Genomic DNA, 18,784 nt, shown 5'->3' with positions numbered 1-18,784 from the left:
GGCAAACAAGCGGCCAGGGCTTTTCATTAATTGGCTGAAAACCGCTTGTTGCGGCGTTTCCAAATAAAATAGATACTTGATGCGACGAGCAATGCCGCATACAAACCAATCATCGCCATATCGCCCGTTTTGGCATTGGCAACATGTTCACCGCTTGATTGCTTTAGCCCATTCTCATCTTTTAATTGGCCCCGTTTATAATCAAGGTTTTCCCCATTCGGCCCTTTGCCGTTTTGACCAACATTGCCAGTATTGTTATCGTTGCCGCTATTGCCTTTTTTTGTTGGCTCTGTGGCTGGAGGGGGTGTTTCCCCTTTTTCAATCAGTTTAAGGCTGGCTGTATCAAACGCAATTTGCACATCGTATTTGTTGTCATAACCAATATCAGGAACAATGACATGCACCCATGCGTTGACGCGTGTTTCTAATGAACCTGTTTCAAAACGAACTACGCGTTTCCTAGCTGATTCATCTTCAGAAATCACTTCAGGGCGTTCGCCTTCAATCTTTAAATCGTTATACCAGTCGCTATGTGTTAAGGTAAGATCAACGGTATACTCGCCGTCTTTTACATAAACGGTCGCCGGCTTCTCCGTATAACCATCCATCACTGAAATATCTTCAGTGCCGTCTTTGTAAACAGCGAAATCCACTTCGTAACGACCATCTTCTAGCGTGTTAACGTCGACAGGCGGTTCGTTTCCATTGTTTCCTCCATTTCCGCCATTGCCGCCAGGATTTCTGCCGTTTCCGCCGTTGTGATTGTTTCCTCCATGATTGCCAGTATTTCCACCGTTATTTCCATTTTGCCCCTCTCCAGGATCTGGGTTTTCCGGTAATTGAGGATCGGGATCCTTCTCTATCAACTTAATCGAATTGACGTCAAAGGCCAGTTGTGTGTTGTACTCATTGTCATACTCAAATCCTGGAATGCCTTTGACAACAATGTGCACCCAAGCGTTCGTTTTTTCGGCGATGTTATTAACAGGGAAGCGGACAACGCGTTTATCAGCCTCTTCATCGGTTAAAACAACCTCAGGCCGTTCCCCTGCAATCTTAAGATCCTCATACCAACTACTGTGAAGCAACGTTAAATCAACAGTAAACTCGCCATCCTTCACGTACAAAGTCGCCGGTTTTTCCGTGTAGCCATCCATAACCGAGACGTCCTCTGTGCCATCTTTCAAAAAGGTAAAGTCAATTTCATAACGTCCATTGGCGAGATCGTCTATTTCATCGCTAGGCGCTGTTCCAGGGTTGCCTGTTCCAGGCTCTTCGGTGCCTGGTTCCTCAGTTCCCGGTTCTTCAGTTCCCGGTTCTTCAGTTCCTGGCTCTTCAGTTCCTGGCTCTTCAGTTCCTGGTTCCTCGATGCCTGGTTCTTCAGTTCCTGGTTCCTCGATGCCTGGTTCTTCAGTTCCTGGCTCCTCTGCTCCTGGCTCTTCAGTTCCTGGCTCCTCAGTTCCTGGTTCCTCGGTTCCCGGTTCTTCAGCGCCTGGTTCTTCAGGTGCAGGCAGGGCTTCGATTCCTTCAACATCAAACAACAGACGAAAACTTTGTGTATTTTCATATACGTCTCCATTTGGCATTGAAACGCGCATCGACACGTTTGCATTTGCTGGCTTGTCCAAATCTGTTACCGTATATGCATACGTACGGGTATTGGCCTCTACGTCTTCGTTGACAACCTCGCCATCGTAAAACGTGCCATTCTCTTCAAGTTGGAGCGCTGTAATTTGATGGCTGTCTTTCACTGTTAAGGCAACCGTTTGAACACCGTCTTTCACGCTCAACTGAGCTGGATTTACTAAATAACGGCTCATCGTCGAATCGCGATCTTCTGTTGCATGCTTAGCTGCGAATGGAATCGTATACTCGCCATCTTCCAGTACGACTGGTTCCTCGGTTCCCGGTTCTTCAGTGCTTGGTTCTTCGGTGCCTGGTTCTTCGGTTCCCGGTTCTTCAGTGCTTGGTTCTTCGGTGCCTGGTTCCTCGGTTCCTGGTTCTTCGGTACCTGGCTCTTCGGTGCCTGGTTCTTCAGTGCCTGGCTCTTCGGTTCCTGGTTCTTCAGTGCCTGGTTCTTCGACAGTTGGAGGCTCGTCTAATTCAATTAGGGAGATTCCATTTACGTCAAAAGCAATTTGTACATCATATTTATTGTCGTATTCGAATCCAGGGATGCCAGTAACAATGATGTGGACATAGGCATCAAGTTTTTCATCTAATTGGGAAACGGGAAAACGGACGACCCGTTCATTTTTGCCCGTATCCTCGGAAATCGTTTCTGGCTGTGCGCCTTCGACCTTAAAGTCTTGATACCAATTGCTATTCGTAAGCGTCATATCAATTTCGTAGCTGCCATCTTTTACATAAAGCGTGGCTGGCTTTTTTGTATAACCATCCATGACCGACGTTTCATCAGTTCCATTTTTTAGCACTTTAAAAGGGATTTCATAGGTGCCATTTTGCAGCGGCTCGCTGGCTGCCGAAGCTGTGTTTGCAAATGTCGGCAGCACGGTAGCGAATACAAGCAAAAGAGAAAGAAATCCATTAATCAAACGGTTTCGCACATTCATGTTTACATCTCCTCCTTCACGAAACTTGTCTTAGACGTTTGCGAAGGAGTACAATAGCACTGACGATGGCAAGGCTGCTAAGCAAAGCAATAGGTGTGGCATCGCTTGTTTGCGGATTGTCCTCCTCCGTTGGTTTGCTTGTGTCTGTGTGTGCGCGTTTGCCTTCGTCTTCAGACGATAGGGCCGTTCCCAGCGGCTCATCGTCTTTTTTGTCTTCTTCGTTTTCATCTTCTTCGTTTGATGCAGCCGTTTCTAAAGCAGTTAAACTACTTTCATTAAAATCAAAGCGAATCGTGTAATGATGGTCATAGTCAATATCAGGGACGATCACATGAATTTTTGCTTCGGTCATGTCGTCAATCCCCTCAAGTGGAAATTGCACAACTCTTGTATCAGCTCCTTCATCTTCCGATACGACAGCTACATCTGCAAAACCGCCGTTTGTCGGCGTTTGGAATTCAACAATCCATGAACTATGGTTTAGTTTCATTTCTGCTGTTATCTCTCCATTTTTAACATGCAACTTTGCTGGCTTTTCCCAGTAGTCATTTGCAATCGAAGCCGACGGATCGGTTGCATGCATGACCGTATAATCAATCGTATAGGTCCCGTCTGCTAGCTCAGCATTGGCGTAGCTAGATTTAGCTCCGAGCACGAACACCGCTACCATACTCAGCAGAAAGACCATTTTTCTTAGTCGAATACCCATTGTTCTCCTCCCTTAGTGTTTGTACTGGTTGGTGAAAGACACCTTTACTATTGCGCTTGTGCAATCGGCATGCGAACTACTTCAACATTGTAAAATTCGATTTCATTGCCTAAGATATAGTCTGGGCGAGCGTTTCGACCGGAGTGTGCTTCACGGAATGCTTCACTTTTCGTCCACGCATGAAAATCGGCTTTCGTTTCCCAACGTGTGCTAATTGTTACTTCATCAACATCTTTTTCCTTTGCATTTACAAGGACTTCGAGGCCAAGAAACCCTTTTTGCATTTCAATTTTGCCAATCTTGTCAAAACGCTTAACGAGTTTATGGCCTTCCCCTTTACGAATCAACGTCTTGTTTGCCACAATCACCATTTTATTTCCTCCTCTTTTTTCACATTGTCGCTGCCGTTCTGCTTACACGTTTGCTCACCTCCTTTACTAAACGACGCGCGCTAATGCGTTATTTTGTTGTACTTAAGCAAAACCAAGAAAAATGGCGCTCCGAGGCAAGCGAGCAAAATGCCGACTGGAAGCTCGATTGGATCAAACACTGTTCTGGCCACAGTGTCTGTTAAAACAACAAGGGCTGCTCCGCCAATAATCGAAAATGGCAGCAAATAGCGGTAATCACTGCCGATAAAAAGACGGACCATGTGGGGAACGACAAGGCCGACAAAGCTGAGCAAACCAGCAACGCTCACTGCCGCTCCTGCTAAAAAAGCGGCAAGCAAAATAAGCCACAAGCGAAACCGTTCGACCGGCGCGCCAAGCAATCGTGCCGTATCATCACCTAACAGCAACAAATTGATTGGTCTAATTGCAAAAATCGATAACAATAGCCCTGTTAATGCATAAGGCAGGACAAATTCAACATGAAACCAGCCTCTTCCTTGAAATCCTCCTGCTAACCAAGGGAGAATCGACTGGACCCTATCACTAAATAAAATAAAAATTCCGCTTTGAATTGCTCCAAAAAAGGCATTCACTGCAATTCCAGCTAAAATAAGCTTCAAAGGAGAAGTGCCTTTTTCCCAGGCAAGTATATAAATCGTTCCCGTTGCTAAAAGCGCACCGATAAAAGCAAAGCCAGGAAGCAAATACCCTAGCTGTGGCAACGCGACCATGGCGATGCTTGCAGCAAGCCCTCCTCCAGCTGTCACGCCAATGATGCTCGGATCCGCCAATGGATTTTTCATTAAACCTTGCAATATCGCGCCAGAGGCCGCTAAGCATGCCCCTGCAAGCGCAGCGACTATGATGCGCGGCAACCTAATATTCGCAATCACCGCTCTACTTGTTTCTGTGCCCTCTCCTGTTAAAACGGCGCCAATGTCTCCTAACGAAAATGGCACAGCTCCTAGCATAAGCCCACCGGCCATCGAAACGAGCAAAGCCAATGGCAAAGAAATCAAAAGTCCTTTTCTTCTTCTAGCCCGTTTAGCAAGCACTAGCTCGCTCACTGTTCTGCACCGTCTTCTTCTAGTAACGCACGCATATAATTAAGCGCTTCCGTTATGTTTGTGCCAGGATTGGTGCCAAATAAATCAGCAGGCAAAATCTCAATCTTCCCTTCCTTAACAGCTGGCAACTGCGACCAGCCAGCATGTTGCTCCATTTCCTTGATAAAACCATCCTGGACGTTGGTAGGATCACCATGGGCCATAAATAAGATCCGATCTGGATTTGCTTCCATAATTCGTTCTGGTGAAAGCGCCGCATATTGTGGAAAATCATCTAACTGTTCAAAAGACGACGCTACGTTTTCTCCGCCTGCAATGTCGAGAATGTCACCGGCTAGCGAATTTGGAAGCGCTGCTAAATTTGAACCAGGCGCTCCATAAACAAGCAGTACTTTTTCTTTTTTATGTAAAGGGTTGGCAGAGAGCTCTTGCTTTTTTTCTTTAATTGTCGCAATCCATTTCTCTGCTTCTTCCTGCTCTTGCAATGCTTGACCGATCAACTCGATTTGTTGTTCAATTTCGCTGACAGAATTGGCGCTAGTAAGGAGAACATTGGCGCCCATTCCTTCAATAGCCGGGACATCCTTCTCATTCATTGGGAAACTACCAAGTACTAAATCAGGATCGGCAAACGTTAAACGTTCCATGTCAATTTCATGGGACGACCCTACTTGCGCGGCCTCTTCTGCTTCCGCTACAACAGTAGGTTCTGCGCTCGTCGGCCTTCCAACAACCTCCTTCCCTAAGGCATAAACAATATCCAGCTCACCATTTCCTAATACAGCGATTCGCTCAGGGGGGTGTTCAAACGAAACCGTTCGCTCTGCGAAATCGGTGACTGAATAAGCCCCTTCCTTACTAGGCTCTTTGTTCTCTGTTTCTAAACTGGCCCCTTGGCAACCTGCAAGCAATAGAAAAACCGCAAAAGCACATGCTTTTTTATTCATTTTATTCACACCTTAAAGATAATGAGAATCAGTATCATTTATCATTCAATTATTATGATAATGAGAATCAATATCAATGTCAATCGATAGTTTCATTGTTTTTCAAGTTTCTTGTTCTTTTTGTTAAATATTGTTGCTTGCTGATAACAAGTGTTTTGGACAAAAAACAACCGCTAGGATGCCTATGCCATCCTAGCGGTTATCGTAGCACCATTCTGACTGATTGATTGGTTACGGCTTCAAAACCACTTTGATGCAGCCATCTTCCTTATTGTTAAATAGATCGTACCCTTTTGGCGCATCACTTAGAGCAAGTTTATGGGTGATAATGCTTGTTGGATTAATCGAGCCTTGGCGGATTTGTTCATACAGTGTCTCCATATAGGCGCGTGCAGGCGCCTGTCCCATTTTTAAAGTGACATTGCGGCTAAAGAAAGCGCCTAAAGGAAAGAGATTATAATTGCCACCGTACACGCCAGTCAATTGGACAGTGCCGCATTTCTTGACAGCCTTAGTAGCGATTTGGATCGGTCCTAATGTCCCGCCTTGTAATTTCAATTTTTGTTCCACCATTTCTAATGGAGACTTCTTTCCGTCCATGCCAACACAATCAATGACGACGTCTGCCCCGCCTTTTGTCAATTCTTTTAATGTTTCGCCTGTGTCTTTGTCTTTTGTAAAATCAAATGTTTCCGTGTGATTCATTTGCCTTGCTTTTTCGAGCCGATAATCAAAATAATCGACAGCAATGACCCGTTCTGCCCCTTGTTGCCAGGCAAATGCTTGCGTCATCAAGCCGACTGGGCCGCAGCCAAGCACAATGACTGTATCGCCCTTCTTTACACCTGCATGGACGACGCTCCAATAAGCAGTTGGCAGAACATCAGATAAAAACAGCACTTGCTCGTCCTCTAATTCGCAATCGTCTGGCAAGCGAAATGGCGTGTAATTGCCAAAAGGAACACGCAAATATTCTGCTTGTCCGCCTGGATAATCGCCGAATTTTTCCGCGTAGCCAAATAAACCTCCGGAATCATAATGAGGATTTGAACGGTCGCACTGGCTTTCTTGGTGTGCTTGGCAATAGGGACAATGTCCGCATGCTACTGTAAATGGGATCACCACTCGGTCTCCCTTTTTGACTTTTGTTACCTCTTGCCCTGTTTCTTCAACGATGCCCATTGGTTCGTGCCCGATAACAAACCCTTTTGGCGTATACATATTGCCTTGGTACAAGTGCAAATCCGAACCGCAAATCGCTGTTGACGTAATGCGGACAATAACGTCTTCTGGATCTTGGATTTCCGGTGCTTTTATAGTCGATACTTCTACGTGATTCATTCCCTGGTACGTGACAGCTTTCATCAATACGCCTCCTTTACAGGATAGTTTGTCAAAGCTTATTGATGCTATTCATCCTTCACACTCCATCTTTAAAACAATGCTTTTTCCTGTCTTGCTTTTTCGTTAAAATCAAGGAAAGGAGAATGCTGATATGAACAAACGATTCCAATTTAATGACTACTGGAACTCCACTTTGTACGATGATCGCCATGCATTTGTCTCAAAATTCGGAAACCACCTTCTCGAATTATTGCAGCCAAGGAAAAAGGAAGCCATCCTTGACCTCGGGTCAGGGACCGGCGATTTAGCAAATGAGTTGGCCAACCTTGGAGCGGACGTCACAGGTGTCGACCAATCGTCCAATATGGTTGCTAAGGCCCGTTCAAAATATCCACACCTTTTATTTGACGTGGCCGATGCCACCAACCTGCCGTTTACTGAAAGATTTAATGCCGTTTTTTCTAATGCGGTCTTGCATTGGGTATTAGACGCGGAAGCCGCGTTAAAAAGCATATCGAGGGCCCTAAAACCAGGAGGGCGTTTTGTCGCCGAATTCGGAGGCAAAGGGAACGTTGAAACGATCACAACGGAATTGATTACTCAAATTAAAGAAGCAGGCTATCCGTATTCGCTCAAACAATTTCCTTGGTATTTCCCTTCCATTGGGGAATATGCTTCGTTAATGGAGAAAACAGGATTTTCTGTTTCATTTGCTCAGCTTTATGAACGGCCAACCCCATTAGAAGGAGCAGACGGCTTCCGCAATTGGCTTGAAATGTTTGCAAATCCTTTCTTTAACGGAATCGATGAACAGGACAAACAAGCGATTATCGCCAAAACAGAAATCGCCCTTCAACCAGTTCTGATAGAAGAAGGACAATGGATCGCCGATTACAAACGGCTTGTGGTGGTTGGCTACAAAATACCTATAAAATAGCAAAAAACAATCCGCTGGCGATCCAGGGGATTGTTTACTTACATCCATTCCTCAAGCAAGGGCATCATGAGCCGGTCCACAATCCGCTCTATATAGGAACGGTCAAACGGTTTGCGGATAATCCAAGCCCGGTACATCATTAAAGCAGGGCCGACATCGGAAAGCAAGTCCAAGTCTTTTGTTGCAAGCTGGTGGCCTTCCTTTAGAAATGGAGAAATAACCGCTTCCACCGCAGAGCGATGAAGGCTATTAAAATGGGTATGCAACCCTTGCTCTAGATCACTATGATTGGCAAGCGCTGAGCCAATTTGCGCCATAGCCTGTTGATGAGTTTCATGCTCATTTTGGAACGTGGTCGAGAGCAAATCAACTAACTGCTCCCGCAGCCCTTTGTTTTTGTCCAATTGTTCTAACAATGTCTCATACGGGCTCATGAACGAAGCAGCGTCAATGACAATCTCCACTTTTGAACACCAACGCCTGTAAATCGTCGCTTTTCCTACTTTAGCCCGTTGGGCGATTGCTTCAATGGTGAGGGCGTCAAATCCATGCTGCGCCAGCAAGTCGAGTGTAGCTTCTAAGATTGCTTTATTCAACGAAAGGTCAAGGGGACGACCGCGCTTCCCTTCCTCTTTTTGTTGTTGCTCCCCGTTTTGCTCCATGAACGCTTCCGCCTTTCCTCAAATCTCCTAACAACCCTTTACATTTCATCATACCATTTCCTAATTTTGCGAGCAAATACGATTCTATTGCGTTTCGTAATTAGAGGTGGTAAGATAACTTAGCTGAACGCACGCGTTCCGTATGTTTTATAAGGAAGGAGAATCTCCAAAATGGCTCACGTTTCACAAGAACCATCGGCAGCAGCGGCGACGGAAACCGTACAAGTCAAAGTGCTGCCTTTACTTGCTGTATTATTATCTGGGGCATTTGTCGCTATTTTAAGCGAAACCATTTTAAATGTTGCCTTAAACGCGATTATGAGTGATTTTGGTGTGGCTTCCAGTACAGCCCAATGGCTTGTTACAGGCTATATGTTAGTAATAGGCACATTAATCCCCATCTCTGCGTATTTCATGCAACGTTTTACGACGCGGCAATTGTTTATTACAGCGATGTCGCTGTTTACACTCGGCACATTAATAGCTGGATTTAGTCCAGTATTTGCTATGTTGCTTGTAGGCCGGTTGACGCAGGCAGTCGGGACAGCGCTCATGATTCCCCTGCTCACGAACGTCATTTTAGCCGTTATTCCAATCGAGCGCCGAGGCGCTGCCATGGGGATGGTCGGACTCGTCATTATGTTTGCCCCGGCAATTGGACCAACTGTGTCCGGTATCATTGTCGATAGCCTGTCATGGCGCTGGCTTTTTTATTTTATTACGCCCATCTCTTTATTGTCGTTGCTATTTGGCGTAAAAGTTTTACGGAATATCGGAGAGACATCACGGCCGAAACTTGATGTCGTTTCGTTTATCCTTTCGACACTCGGTTTTGGCGGAATTGTCTTTGGCTTTAGTGCGGCAGGCAAAGGGGACGCCTCTTTTACAGACCCCCTCGTCTATTCAACTCTGTTAATTGGTTTTGCGAGCCTCTGCATTTTTGGCTGGCGCCAACTGAAATTGGAAACGCCGCTGTTAGACATTCGTGTTTTTCGCTACCCGATGTTTCTAATTGGCCTTATTGTCGTGATGCTCGTCATGATGACAATGTTTGCGATGATGCTCATTATGCCGATTTATATGCAAGGGGCATTGTTATTTACGGCTGTTACAGCCGGGCTCATTATGCTCCCAGGCGGGCTTCTCAATGGTGCCCTTTCTCCGGTGATGGGACGGCTGTTTGACAAATTTGGTCCCCGGCCGCTGTTAATTCCAGGCACCATTATCCTTGCTGCGATTGTGTTTAGCTACCGCTATACAACGCCAGGTGTGCCAGTTTGGCTCGTCATTGTCCAACTGGCGACTCTAATGGTTGCTGTCGCCATGATTATGATGCCTACCAATACAAACGGGCTCAACCAACTGCCGGCAAGACTTTACCCTCACGGAACAGCGATTATGAACACGCTTATGCAAGTCGCTGGCGCAATCGGCGCCGCTTTGTTTATTTCTGTCATGGAAAACGGCCAACAACGTTATTTGGCTAATTTAGGCATTAGCGAGCCGACTGCTGAACAAACGGTCGAGGCGCTCATATACGGTTCCCAACAAAGCTTCTCCACTGGTTTCTTTTTTGCTTGTGCAGCAGTCGTTCTTTCATTTTTCATCAAGCGCAGCAAACAAACACAAGCCGAATAAAAATGTGCACCCCTTTGCGAAAAGGGTGCACATTTTTTTATTTTACTTTGCAGATCACTCAACCACTGCATTCATGCTTTGTTTCGGGGAATAACTCGAAACAAGTTGATATACAACGCCGCGCTTGCCAGTGAACAAACGAGCATGAAAGCAAATATCCCTAGTGGAGCTACCCATGTAGCAAATAGGATCGTAAGTGGGGCTAGCATTCGTCCAACTGTATATTGTAAATTCGAAGCGCTAATGTACATCGCTCTTGATTCCATAGGCGCATAACGACTTACAAAACTATCAGAAATCGGCGCCCGCAATAGTTCACCGACTGTAAAGACAATGGTCAATAATAACAATGACCAAACCGTCGATACGAAACCGAGTGCAAACATGCCGATACCTGAAAGCAAGCAGGAGAAGACAAACAGATCTCGTTCTTTCCACCTTTTTGTCCAATTGGCAAGCGGAAAAACGAGCATGACAAATAGCAGGCCGTTTAAGGCAAGCATCCAACCTAGAATGGTCTCGCCTGTCAGCAGCAGACTGCCTAACTCGAAAAATTCGAAACGCTGGCCTGGTATTTCCGTCACAATGTAATAGGCCAAATACAAGTCTAGTTGCATGATTGTCATCACCGAGAAAACGCCGGCAATAACAAAACGGGCAAACACTCGATCGCCTAAAATATGACTGTATGCAACGCAAGCATGCTTTACCCCAGCTATAATTGAAACTTGTTTTTCTTTTGTGCTTGTTGGTTTTGTTTCGTTGACAAACAAAATCAGGCACAATAGATAAATCAGCAATATACTTGCGGTCGTCCATAGCAATATTTGGCGAAATTGAAAAAAGAGAAAAGCACCGATTACTGGACCGAGGACAGCACCAATATTGTTCGTTGTTGCAAATAGCGCAAATACGTCGCGCCTCTCCTCTTCAGGAACGACATCAGCCACCATCGCCAGACTTGGCGCACGGTAAAGAGCACTTCCAAGTGCAATACCGATAAATGCAGCATAATCAACCCAAGGGGAAAAGGAACAAGCAAAGAAGACAAACATCACTGTTTGTATAGCCGCCCCTCCTATTAGGATAGGACGCCGTCCGAAATGGTCGGCTAGATTTCCACTTGCCAAATTTCCGACCATGCTGACAAGAGGCGGAAGCATCATAAATGCTCCAGCAACTTCACTGCCCAAAGTCATGCTAAAATAGAGAGCAATAAACGGAAAATACATCCAATAACAAATGTTAAACAGCCCTTCACCCACTAAACGCACTTTCAGATTCCGATCAAGGCGTTTCCAATACACGCAACGATCCTCTTTTCACTGTATTCCCGGCCAGGTGCTTTTTATTTTATAAAGTAGGAGAATAAAAATATAGACTTATATTCAGAAATATTTTATACTAATAATAAGAAAATAAAGGAAGCGATTTTTCTCTTTAGCTGCTGCAACTAACGAACATATGTTTTTTGGCACTTTGATAAAAATGAAGTGTTTTTTTTATGCCTGTAAACGAAGACTTACTTCTTTCAGTCTGTTGGCCAGTGTACTAGACAAACACGGTTGACTGTCTTTAGGCTATCCGTCCTCTATTGTGTTTTTAATCTTCCGACTGTATTTTGCTGGAGGATAGTGAATTTCAGCGCCTATTGGAGGTTTTATAATGAAAGGAACAGTTGTACTGATTACTGGAGCAGCTAGCGGAATCGGCTACCATTTAGCTCAACGTTTTGCCGCTGAGGGAGCGAGCGTTATGGTTGCCGATGTGCATGCTGATAGCTTGCACAAAGCGACATTGGCGCTGACGGAAAAAGGCTACGTTATAGAAGGCATACAAACAGATGTTACGAATGAGAACGAAGTAAAAGCGATGGTTCAAAAAACAGTTGCTTGTTTTGGGCGAATTGATGTGCTCATTAACAACGCGGGCATGCAACATGTATCACCAATTGAAGACTTTCCAACAGAGACATACAAGCTCCTCGTTGACATTATGCTTGTTGGCCCATTTATGGCGATGAAACACGTCATGCCCATTATGAGGAAGCAACAGTTTGGCCGGATTATCAACATGTCTTCCATTAACGGCTTAATTGGCTTTTCTGGTAAGGCGGCTTATAACAGCGCGAAACACGGCATTATCGGCCTATCGAAAGTCGCTGCCCTTGAAACGGCTGAAGACGGAATAACCGTTAACTGTATTGCCCCAGGATATATCGACACCCCCCTTGTCCGCAATCAAATGGAAGCTTTGGCGAAGTCCCGCCAAGTGCCGATAGAAAAAGTGCTAGATGATGTTATTTATCCACTTGTTCCACAAAAACGCTTGATTACTGTGGAAGAAGTCGCTAGTTTGGCGATGTACCTCTCTTCTGCTGAGGCAAAAGGCATTACAGGGCAAACACTCGTTGTCGACGGCGGCTACACCGTACAATAAAAGTGTAGCCACATCCTGTAGTACAATTGACGCCATGTTCTTTTCCACAGCATTGTCCACAAATCGTAAAGGTTATCCACATCAATCATCAACATATACACAAATACACCACGTTTGTCCACTATTTATCTATATTTATAAACAAACAGCGGTATCTTATCCACAGAACTGTTTGTGCCCTTATTTTCTAACATGAAGCCATTGTTGTGCTCCATGTCTTATTTTTGATTCAGGAAGATCGACATCCTTAGATGGTGACAGACCAAAAAAATTGGGATGAAGGATGTCACCTTTTAGGTTTGCAAGAATTCCAGAAATGCGAGATAAGCTTTGTCAAGATACGTATCCTTTCGATAAATAAAGAAAAGATCAATCATTTGATTAGGTTCAGGTAAGGAATGTATCGTTATATCCTTTTCCGCAAGCTGTTTCAATACTAATGACTTTGGGATAATAGCAATTCCTAGGCCTGCTTGAACACAATGAATGATCGACTCAAGCGTGCCAAATTCGATAATATGATCAGGGCGATAGCCTTGTGTTTCCAGCCATTGATCGAGTTTCCCCTTATAAGGACAACATGGCCGTGTTAAGACGTTTCGTGTACGCCATTCAGTCAACGCTGTTGATTTTGATACAATGACAAGTTCTTCTTGAAAGACTGGAATCGCCTGAAGCTGCTGATCATGTATGGGGCCAAGCACAAAGGCCCCGTCGAGTTTGTAATCAAGTACATCGGCAATGAGTTCATGTGTTAAGGCAACGCGTAACGATAGTTCAACTTTAGGGTATTGCTTATTGTATGTCACTAATAACTGCGGCAGCCGTGTCGCTGCTGTTGTTTCGTTTGTTCCTAACGATAGTGACCCATTTGGTTCGTCATCATCTTGGATCATTTTCTCGGTTTCGTTGATGAGCAATAAGATTTGTTCTGCTTTTTTCAACAAAATCCGCCCTTTACTAGTTAAACTTACTCCGCGTGGATGACGATAAAACAGCTTAGTCCCTAATGTTTCCTCAAGCTTTTTTATTCTTGCTGTTACATTTGATTGGACATAGTTAAGCTGCTCCGCAGTCTTCGTAATATTTTTTTGCTGAGCCAATGTTTTAAATATAAGCAGGTCTTTAATATCCACCTTTACCGTCTCCTTTGTTTTAACATCGTTGTTCGCCTATTCCATATCACTGAAAATGATCGATACCTTTAAATTTAATCATTTTAAATTATAAAGGAAAGGGCTTACAATGCAATTGTATTGCTATAAAGATAGCAAAAGGAGGCGCTAGACAAATGGATGCTTGGAATAATTTTCAGTTATGCCAACTGAAGCATCGCTATGCTCACGTGAATGGCATTCAACTCCACTATGTTGAAGGAGGGGAGCAGCATTCTAATACGGTTGTCTTATTGCATGGCTTCCCACAAAGTTGGGTCTTATGGCGGTTCGTTATTCCCGATTTAGTAAAGCGTTATCGTGTACTCGCTATCGATTTGAGAGGATATGGGGATTCGGATAAACCAGAAGGAATAGAAGGCTATACGAAAGCGAACATGGCCAAAGATATCAATGACCTTGTGACCCATTTACGATTAGAAAAAGTGGCTTTGATTGGGCATGACCGTGGGGCTAGAGTAGCCAGAAGATTTGCCTTAGATTACCCTGACTATGTAGCAGGCCTTTGCCTCATCGATATTCTTCCCTTGGAATATGTCTATGACAACCTTTCTGCATCAGAAGCGGCTAAAAAATATTGGCATTGGGTTTTTCAAGTAGTCGCAGAGTTGCCTGAAGCGCTCATTGCTGGTCGGGAAGAGGTTTATCTTGGGACTTTGTTTAGACGAACTCCATATTTACTGGAGCAATTAAAGGCTGACGGTGTTTGGGATGAATACGTACGTATTTGGAAGCAACCAGGTGGTTTTCAAGCAGCTCTGAACGATTATCGTGCGGCGCACAAGCTTGATTTACCGAACTATCGTGTAGAAAAAGAAATGAATAAAAAAATCAATCAACCTTGTTTGCTGCTTTGGGGAGAAAACGGAAATTTGGCTGGTCAGCCTGTGCTTGATATATGGAAAGAAGTAGCGACGATGGCTACAGGGAAAGAGCTTGCTGGTTGTGGTCATTATGTTCCTGAAGAGCAGCCAGCCGCTATGATGCAAGAGCTTGCGCCGTTTTTAGAAGACCTTTATCAAGCATAGCAAGCATATTCCATGAGAAAAAATAAAAGCTATTGCCTCACCTAGACGGATAGAAAAACTTGTCTACAGGCTGCAACATGGAGCGCGCCTAGCGCGCTCCATGTTTAAGGTTGTCGAACGTCTTCAATACGAGCGTTTGTCTACAGGCTGACGAGAGAATGGCGTCCGAGCAACACATCGAGTTGCCGCGCCGTATCGTACGCAAGCGCAAAAGGATGCTCTTTGTAGGGAGTCAGTTCAGCAGTTACTTCCCCGTTATAGCCAATTGCCTTAAGTTCGGCGATCACGCTTTTAAAATCGACATCACCGGCAAGCAGGTTTGTAAATCCATTTATGTTCCCAATCGTTTCTTTGAAATCTTTGACATGAACTTTTAAAATCCGCTTCCCTAAAATGCGGATCCACTGCTCAGGATAACCGAATGGCAGTACATTGCCTACGTCAAAATAAGCGCCAACGTACTCTGATTGCAGTGAATCAATATATGTCTTCATCTCAAGGGGCGACAACAAAAAGCGGTTCCAAACGTTTTCAATTCCAATGGCGACGCCTAGTTCCTCAGCATACGGCAACAACGATCTTAAAGCAGAAATGCTGTTCTGATAGCAAACATCATAAGGCGTTTCCTTTGTTACAACACCTGGAACGACAAGGATCGTACTTGCCTCGATTGCAGAGGCCAACTCCAACATTTTGCGGACAATGCGCTTGCCTTCCTCTTGGATAGCGCGGTCCGCTGACGACAAAGGAAATTCCCAGAGCAAGGCAGTGGAAAGGCTGTCCGTTTCTAGTCCATGAGCCGCAATCGCTTGTTTGATTTGCTTTGCTTCTGCAGGGCTCGTCTCCATCGTCAAGCCGATCCCCCCTGGTTGGCTGACATTAAGCTCAATCGCCTCAAACCCCGCCGCTTTTGTCCATTTTAAGACATCATCGAGCGTTGTCTCTGGTGGATAACACCATTGGTTAATCCCTTTTTTCACGGCCTTCATTCTCCTTTCCTTGGAGGACAACGACTTCTTTTGTAGCAGCCGCCTCATAGGCGCCTAACGCTACTTCAAGCGCACGCAAACCGTCAGTTCCACTAATGGACGGGGCCCTGTTTATTTTGACGCTAGCAAGAAAGTCGCGGATAAGCCCGTCGTCCATGTCATCTCCCCAATACGTGTAGCTGAGCCCGCTGCCATGGAATACATCAAACTTTTGCCCTTGGGCATCCACTTTTAATGTCCCTTTCGTGCCAATAAACTCAATGGTCACGTCTCCCCAAATTGGGAAATGGTCGTTTCTCGACCAACTACAGTCAAGAGTGGCGAACACGCCATTGTGAAAGGTGAATGTCAGCAATCCAGCATCATCAACGCCGTTGCCGGAAAACAATTGGTCTACTTCTGCATATACTTGTGCCACCTCATCATCCAGCACCCACCGCATAATATCAACAACATGGACAGTATGGTCGATCACCGCGCCTCCGCCTGCTAACTCCTGGTCATTGAACCATCCGCCTGGATTTTTTCCACGGTTTGTCCCTTTAATCGCAACTATATCCCCAAATTCACCCGCATCAATGCGCTGTTTGGCACGGGCTATGGCTTCATTGAACCTTACTGGAAAAGCGGTTTGCAAGAGCACGCCTTCTTCATTGCAAACATCAATAATTTCTTGGGCATCTTCTGTTGTAGAGGCAAGAGGCTTTTCGCATAATACAGCGGCTTTCGCTCTTGCCGCTGCCACTGCATGTTCTTTATGGCGGCTGTTCTCGCTTGTCACAACGACTGCATCAAGTTTTTCGGCAAGCAACGCTTGGTAGGTAGGGTAATAGGCCGTTTCATATGTTTTCGCAGCTTGTTTGCCCCTTTCTTGGTCGTCATCAGCGACCCCTACCAACTCGACATCTTCTATATTCCGTAAACTCGACGCATATGAATAGGCATGACCGTGTGCAAAGCTGATTATTCCTACTCTCACTTCATCTCCTCCTCTTTCTCGTTATGACAGCACCGTTTGCAAAGGTAACGTGATTGGCTTATCCTGTTTAATCGATTGTAAAGCGGCTTCCGCGATTTCAACGGCTCGGTACGCATCCTCTGCGGTAACAAGCGGTTGTTCGTTTTTTTCAATGCATGCAATAAAATGACGGAGTTCTTGTTCATAAGGCGACTGTTTGAGTGGGCTTTCTGGCACAGCGACGCCCCCCGCTTTTCCTGCGTCGCTTTTTTCTGCGATCAGCGGTTGTGCGCTTTGGCTGTCATAAGCTAAAATTCCATCGCGCCCGGCAAATTCAAACGACGTTCTAAATTGCTTATGGGCCCATGAACCTTCCAAATGGGCTATCACGCCGCTTTTAAAACGAATCGATACGAGCGCATACTCTTTCGCTTGCTCATTGATGCCAGCGACACCGCCGATATTTTTTGCATATATTCGTTCTACTTCGCCGAATGTCCACCGCAAAAAATCAAAATCATGGACCAACAAATCAAGGACAACACCACCGCTGCGATCATAGTCCGCATACCAATTTTCGCTTGCTTTTGGGAAAGAGCCGCCCCTTGTCGTCCGGACGACGCCAACATCGCCAATTCGCCCGGCCTCAACCACTTCTTTTGCCTTTCGGTATTCTGGGAAAAAGCGGACTACATGGCCGACGAACAATCTGGCTCCCTTTTTCTTGCAATAACGGACGATCTCTTCTGCCGCTTTAGTCGTGCGCGCAAGCGGTTTCTCACAAATAACATCTGCGCCTATATTGGCCGCCTCTTTCACAGAGGAAGGATGCAAGTCTGTCGGCAAGCAAATTGATACTACATCGATGCGTTCCCCGAGCGCTTGTTTCGCATCAGCAAACGAATAAAACCCTACTGTATCCAGTTCTTTCGCAAACGAATCTGCTCGGCTTTCGTTTATATCGACAACGCCGATAAGGTCTGCATTTTCCATTTTCGCAAAACTGCGCGCGTGGACAGCCCCCATCGTTCCAAGTCCGACAACTACTACACGAACCATCTTCCCATCCCCTTTGTCCAATCAATTTTTACGGGCTTGCTCTACTATCTTCGTACTCCCCCTAGTGCAATTCCTGCAATTAAATGTTTTTGTAAAAATAAAAACATGAGCAGCATCGGTACAGTCGACATGAGCGCTGCGGCCATCAAGAGCGGATACTCGGTTGAATACTGCCCTTCAAAATTGGCGATCCCTACCGATAAGACCCGCATATCCGCAGAATTGGTCATTACAAGCGGCCACAGAAAATCATTCCAAGCTGCAAGCACTGTAAAAATGGCCAGTGCCACGAGTGCTGGTTTGGCATTGGGCAAAATAATCCGCCAATAGATGCCCCAGTGCGTACAGCCATCCATGATCGCCGCTTCATCAAGCTCCTTCGGGATGCCCATAAAAAACTGCCGCAACAGGAAAACACCAAACGCGCTAAACATGCCTGGCACAATGAGGGCATAAAATGTATCAATCCAGCCTAATTGCGCTAATAGCGCATAGTTTGGAATCAAAATCACTTGCATCGGCACCATCAGAACAGACAACATTAAAAGAAAAAGCGTGTTTTTAAACGGAAAATTCAAGCGGGCAAACGCATAAGCTGCCATTGAACAAAGGAAAAGCTGTGCACCTGTGCGTAACACTGTGACAACTATCGTGTTGGCATAATAACGCAAGAAATCGGCACTCTCAAACACACGGGCAAAATTATCAAAACGCCACGTTTCCGGCCAAATTGTTGGCGGAATTTGCATCGATTCTAAATACGTCTTCAATGAGGTAGTCACCATCCACAAAAACGGGGTGACCATTATAATGGCCCCGGCAATTAGAAGAAGATGAACCATTCCTTTTCTCACGATGACCACCGCT

The 18,784-nt window shown here is 45.3% G+C and carries 17 protein-coding genes; 4 read left to right on the top strand and 13 right to left on the bottom strand.

Going from position 1 to position 18,784, the window contains the following annotated elements; translation table 11 throughout:
• Nucleotides 1–26: 26 nt before the first annotated feature.
• The 6 genes from BC8716_RS10590 to BC8716_RS10565 form a co-directional block, all read right to left on the bottom strand.
• Nucleotides 27–2,573 (bottom strand): NEAT domain-containing protein, encoded by a 2,547-nt coding sequence (locus BC8716_RS10590; RefSeq protein WP_094425517.1) that lies wholly within the window; start codon nt 2,571–2,573, stop codon nt 27–29.
• A 16-nt stretch (nt 2,574–2,589) separates the two neighbouring features.
• On the bottom strand, nt 2,590–3,282 hold the full coding sequence (gene isdC, locus BC8716_RS10585) for a heme uptake protein IsdC (protein WP_094425515.1): 693 nt from the start codon (nt 3,280–3,282) through the stop codon (nt 2,590–2,592).
• 47 nt (nt 3,283–3,329) lie between these two features.
• On the bottom strand, nt 3,330–3,653 hold the full coding sequence (isdG, locus tag BC8716_RS10580; RefSeq protein ID WP_094425514.1) for a heme oxygenase: 324 nt from the start codon (nt 3,651–3,653) through the stop codon (nt 3,330–3,332).
• Nucleotides 3,654–3,733: 80 nt separating this feature from the next.
• Nucleotides 3,734–4,741, bottom strand: a complete 1,008-nt coding sequence (locus tag BC8716_RS10575; protein WP_094425512.1) for a FecCD family ABC transporter permease — start codon at nt 4,739–4,741, stop codon at nt 3,734–3,736.
• Entirely contained in the window at nt 4,738–5,688 is a 951-nt protein-coding gene (locus BC8716_RS10570) for an ABC transporter substrate-binding protein (RefSeq protein WP_094425510.1), read from the bottom strand. The genes BC8716_RS10575 and BC8716_RS10570 overlap by 4 nt, the downstream gene beginning before the upstream one ends.
• A gap of 231 nt (nt 5,689–5,919) precedes the next feature.
• Entirely contained in the window at nt 5,920–7,053 is a 1,134-nt protein-coding gene (locus BC8716_RS10565; protein WP_094425508.1) for a zinc-dependent alcohol dehydrogenase, read from the bottom strand.
• 130 nt (nt 7,054–7,183) lie between these two features.
• On the opposite strand from BC8716_RS10565, the gene BC8716_RS10560 reads away from it, so the two are divergent.
• Nucleotides 7,184–7,969, top strand: a complete 786-nt coding sequence (locus BC8716_RS10560) for a class I SAM-dependent methyltransferase (RefSeq protein WP_094425506.1) — start codon at nt 7,184–7,186, stop codon at nt 7,967–7,969.
• Nucleotides 7,970–8,007: 38 nt separating this feature from the next.
• On the opposite strand, the gene BC8716_RS10555 is transcribed toward BC8716_RS10560, so the two are convergent.
• Nucleotides 8,008–8,631 carry a TetR/AcrR family transcriptional regulator gene (locus BC8716_RS10555; RefSeq protein WP_094425504.1) on the bottom strand — a complete coding sequence of 208 codons (624 nt, stop codon included), beginning with the start codon at nt 8,629–8,631 and terminating at the stop codon, nt 8,008–8,010.
• 171 nt (nt 8,632–8,802) lie between these two features.
• On the opposite strand from BC8716_RS10555, the gene BC8716_RS10550 reads away from it, so the two are divergent.
• Nucleotides 8,803–10,269, top strand: a complete 1,467-nt coding sequence (locus tag BC8716_RS10550) for an MDR family MFS transporter (RefSeq protein WP_094425502.1) — start codon at nt 8,803–8,805, stop codon at nt 10,267–10,269.
• A gap of 71 nt (nt 10,270–10,340) precedes the next feature.
• Here BC8716_RS10550 and BC8716_RS10545 read toward each other — a convergent pair whose 3' ends face one another.
• Nucleotides 10,341–11,576 (bottom strand): MDR family MFS transporter, encoded by a 1,236-nt coding sequence (locus BC8716_RS10545; protein ID WP_094425500.1) that lies wholly within the window; start codon nt 11,574–11,576, stop codon nt 10,341–10,343.
• Nucleotides 11,577–11,931: 355 nt separating this feature from the next.
• Here BC8716_RS10545 and BC8716_RS10540 point away from each other — a divergent pair, with 355 nt between their 5' ends.
• Nucleotides 11,932–12,708, top strand: coding sequence for a 3-hydroxybutyrate dehydrogenase (locus tag BC8716_RS10540; RefSeq protein ID WP_157730527.1), 777 nt, complete (start codon nt 11,932–11,934; stop codon nt 12,706–12,708).
• 293 nt (nt 12,709–13,001) lie between these two features.
• Here the strand turns inward: BC8716_RS10540 and BC8716_RS10535 are convergent, their stop codons facing one another.
• A complete protein-coding gene (locus BC8716_RS10535) occupies nt 13,002–13,844 on the bottom strand; it encodes a LysR family transcriptional regulator (RefSeq protein WP_094425496.1) in 843 nt (280 codons plus the stop codon).
• Between the two features lie 155 nt (nt 13,845–13,999).
• Here BC8716_RS10535 and BC8716_RS10530 point away from each other — a divergent pair, with 155 nt between their 5' ends.
• Entirely contained in the window at nt 14,000–14,911 is a 912-nt protein-coding gene (locus BC8716_RS10530) for an alpha/beta fold hydrolase (RefSeq protein WP_094425494.1), read from the top strand.
• A 140-nt stretch (nt 14,912–15,051) separates the two neighbouring features.
• On the opposite strand, the gene BC8716_RS10525 is transcribed toward BC8716_RS10530, so the two are convergent.
• From BC8716_RS10525 to BC8716_RS10510, 4 genes are read right to left on the bottom strand one after another with little or no spacing between them, the layout of a single operon-like run.
• A complete protein-coding gene (locus tag BC8716_RS10525; protein ID WP_322500134.1) occupies nt 15,052–15,900 on the bottom strand; it encodes a sugar phosphate isomerase/epimerase family protein in 849 nt (282 codons plus the stop codon).
• Nucleotides 15,875–16,879: a Gfo/Idh/MocA family protein gene (locus BC8716_RS10520; RefSeq protein ID WP_094425490.1), complete on the bottom strand. Its 1,005-nt coding sequence runs from the start codon at nt 16,877–16,879 to the stop codon at nt 15,875–15,877. Before BC8716_RS10520 ends, BC8716_RS10525 begins: the two co-directional genes overlap by 26 nt.
• A 21-nt stretch (nt 16,880–16,900) precedes the next feature.
• A complete protein-coding gene (locus tag BC8716_RS10515; RefSeq protein WP_094425488.1) occupies nt 16,901–17,917 on the bottom strand; it encodes a Gfo/Idh/MocA family protein in 1,017 nt (338 codons plus the stop codon).
• A gap of 44 nt (nt 17,918–17,961) precedes the next feature.
• Complete coding sequence (locus tag BC8716_RS10510) at nt 17,962–18,759, bottom strand: carbohydrate ABC transporter permease (protein WP_094429230.1); 798 nt, start codon at nt 18,757–18,759, stop codon at nt 17,962–17,964.
• Nucleotides 18,760–18,784 lie beyond the last annotated feature (25 nt).

Source organism: Shouchella clausii, from assembly GCF_002250115.1.
Taxonomy (GTDB): domain Bacteria; phylum Bacillota; class Bacilli; order Bacillales; family Bacillaceae_D; genus Shouchella; species Shouchella clausii.
This window is presented reverse-complemented; position numbering and strand designations above follow the sequence as displayed.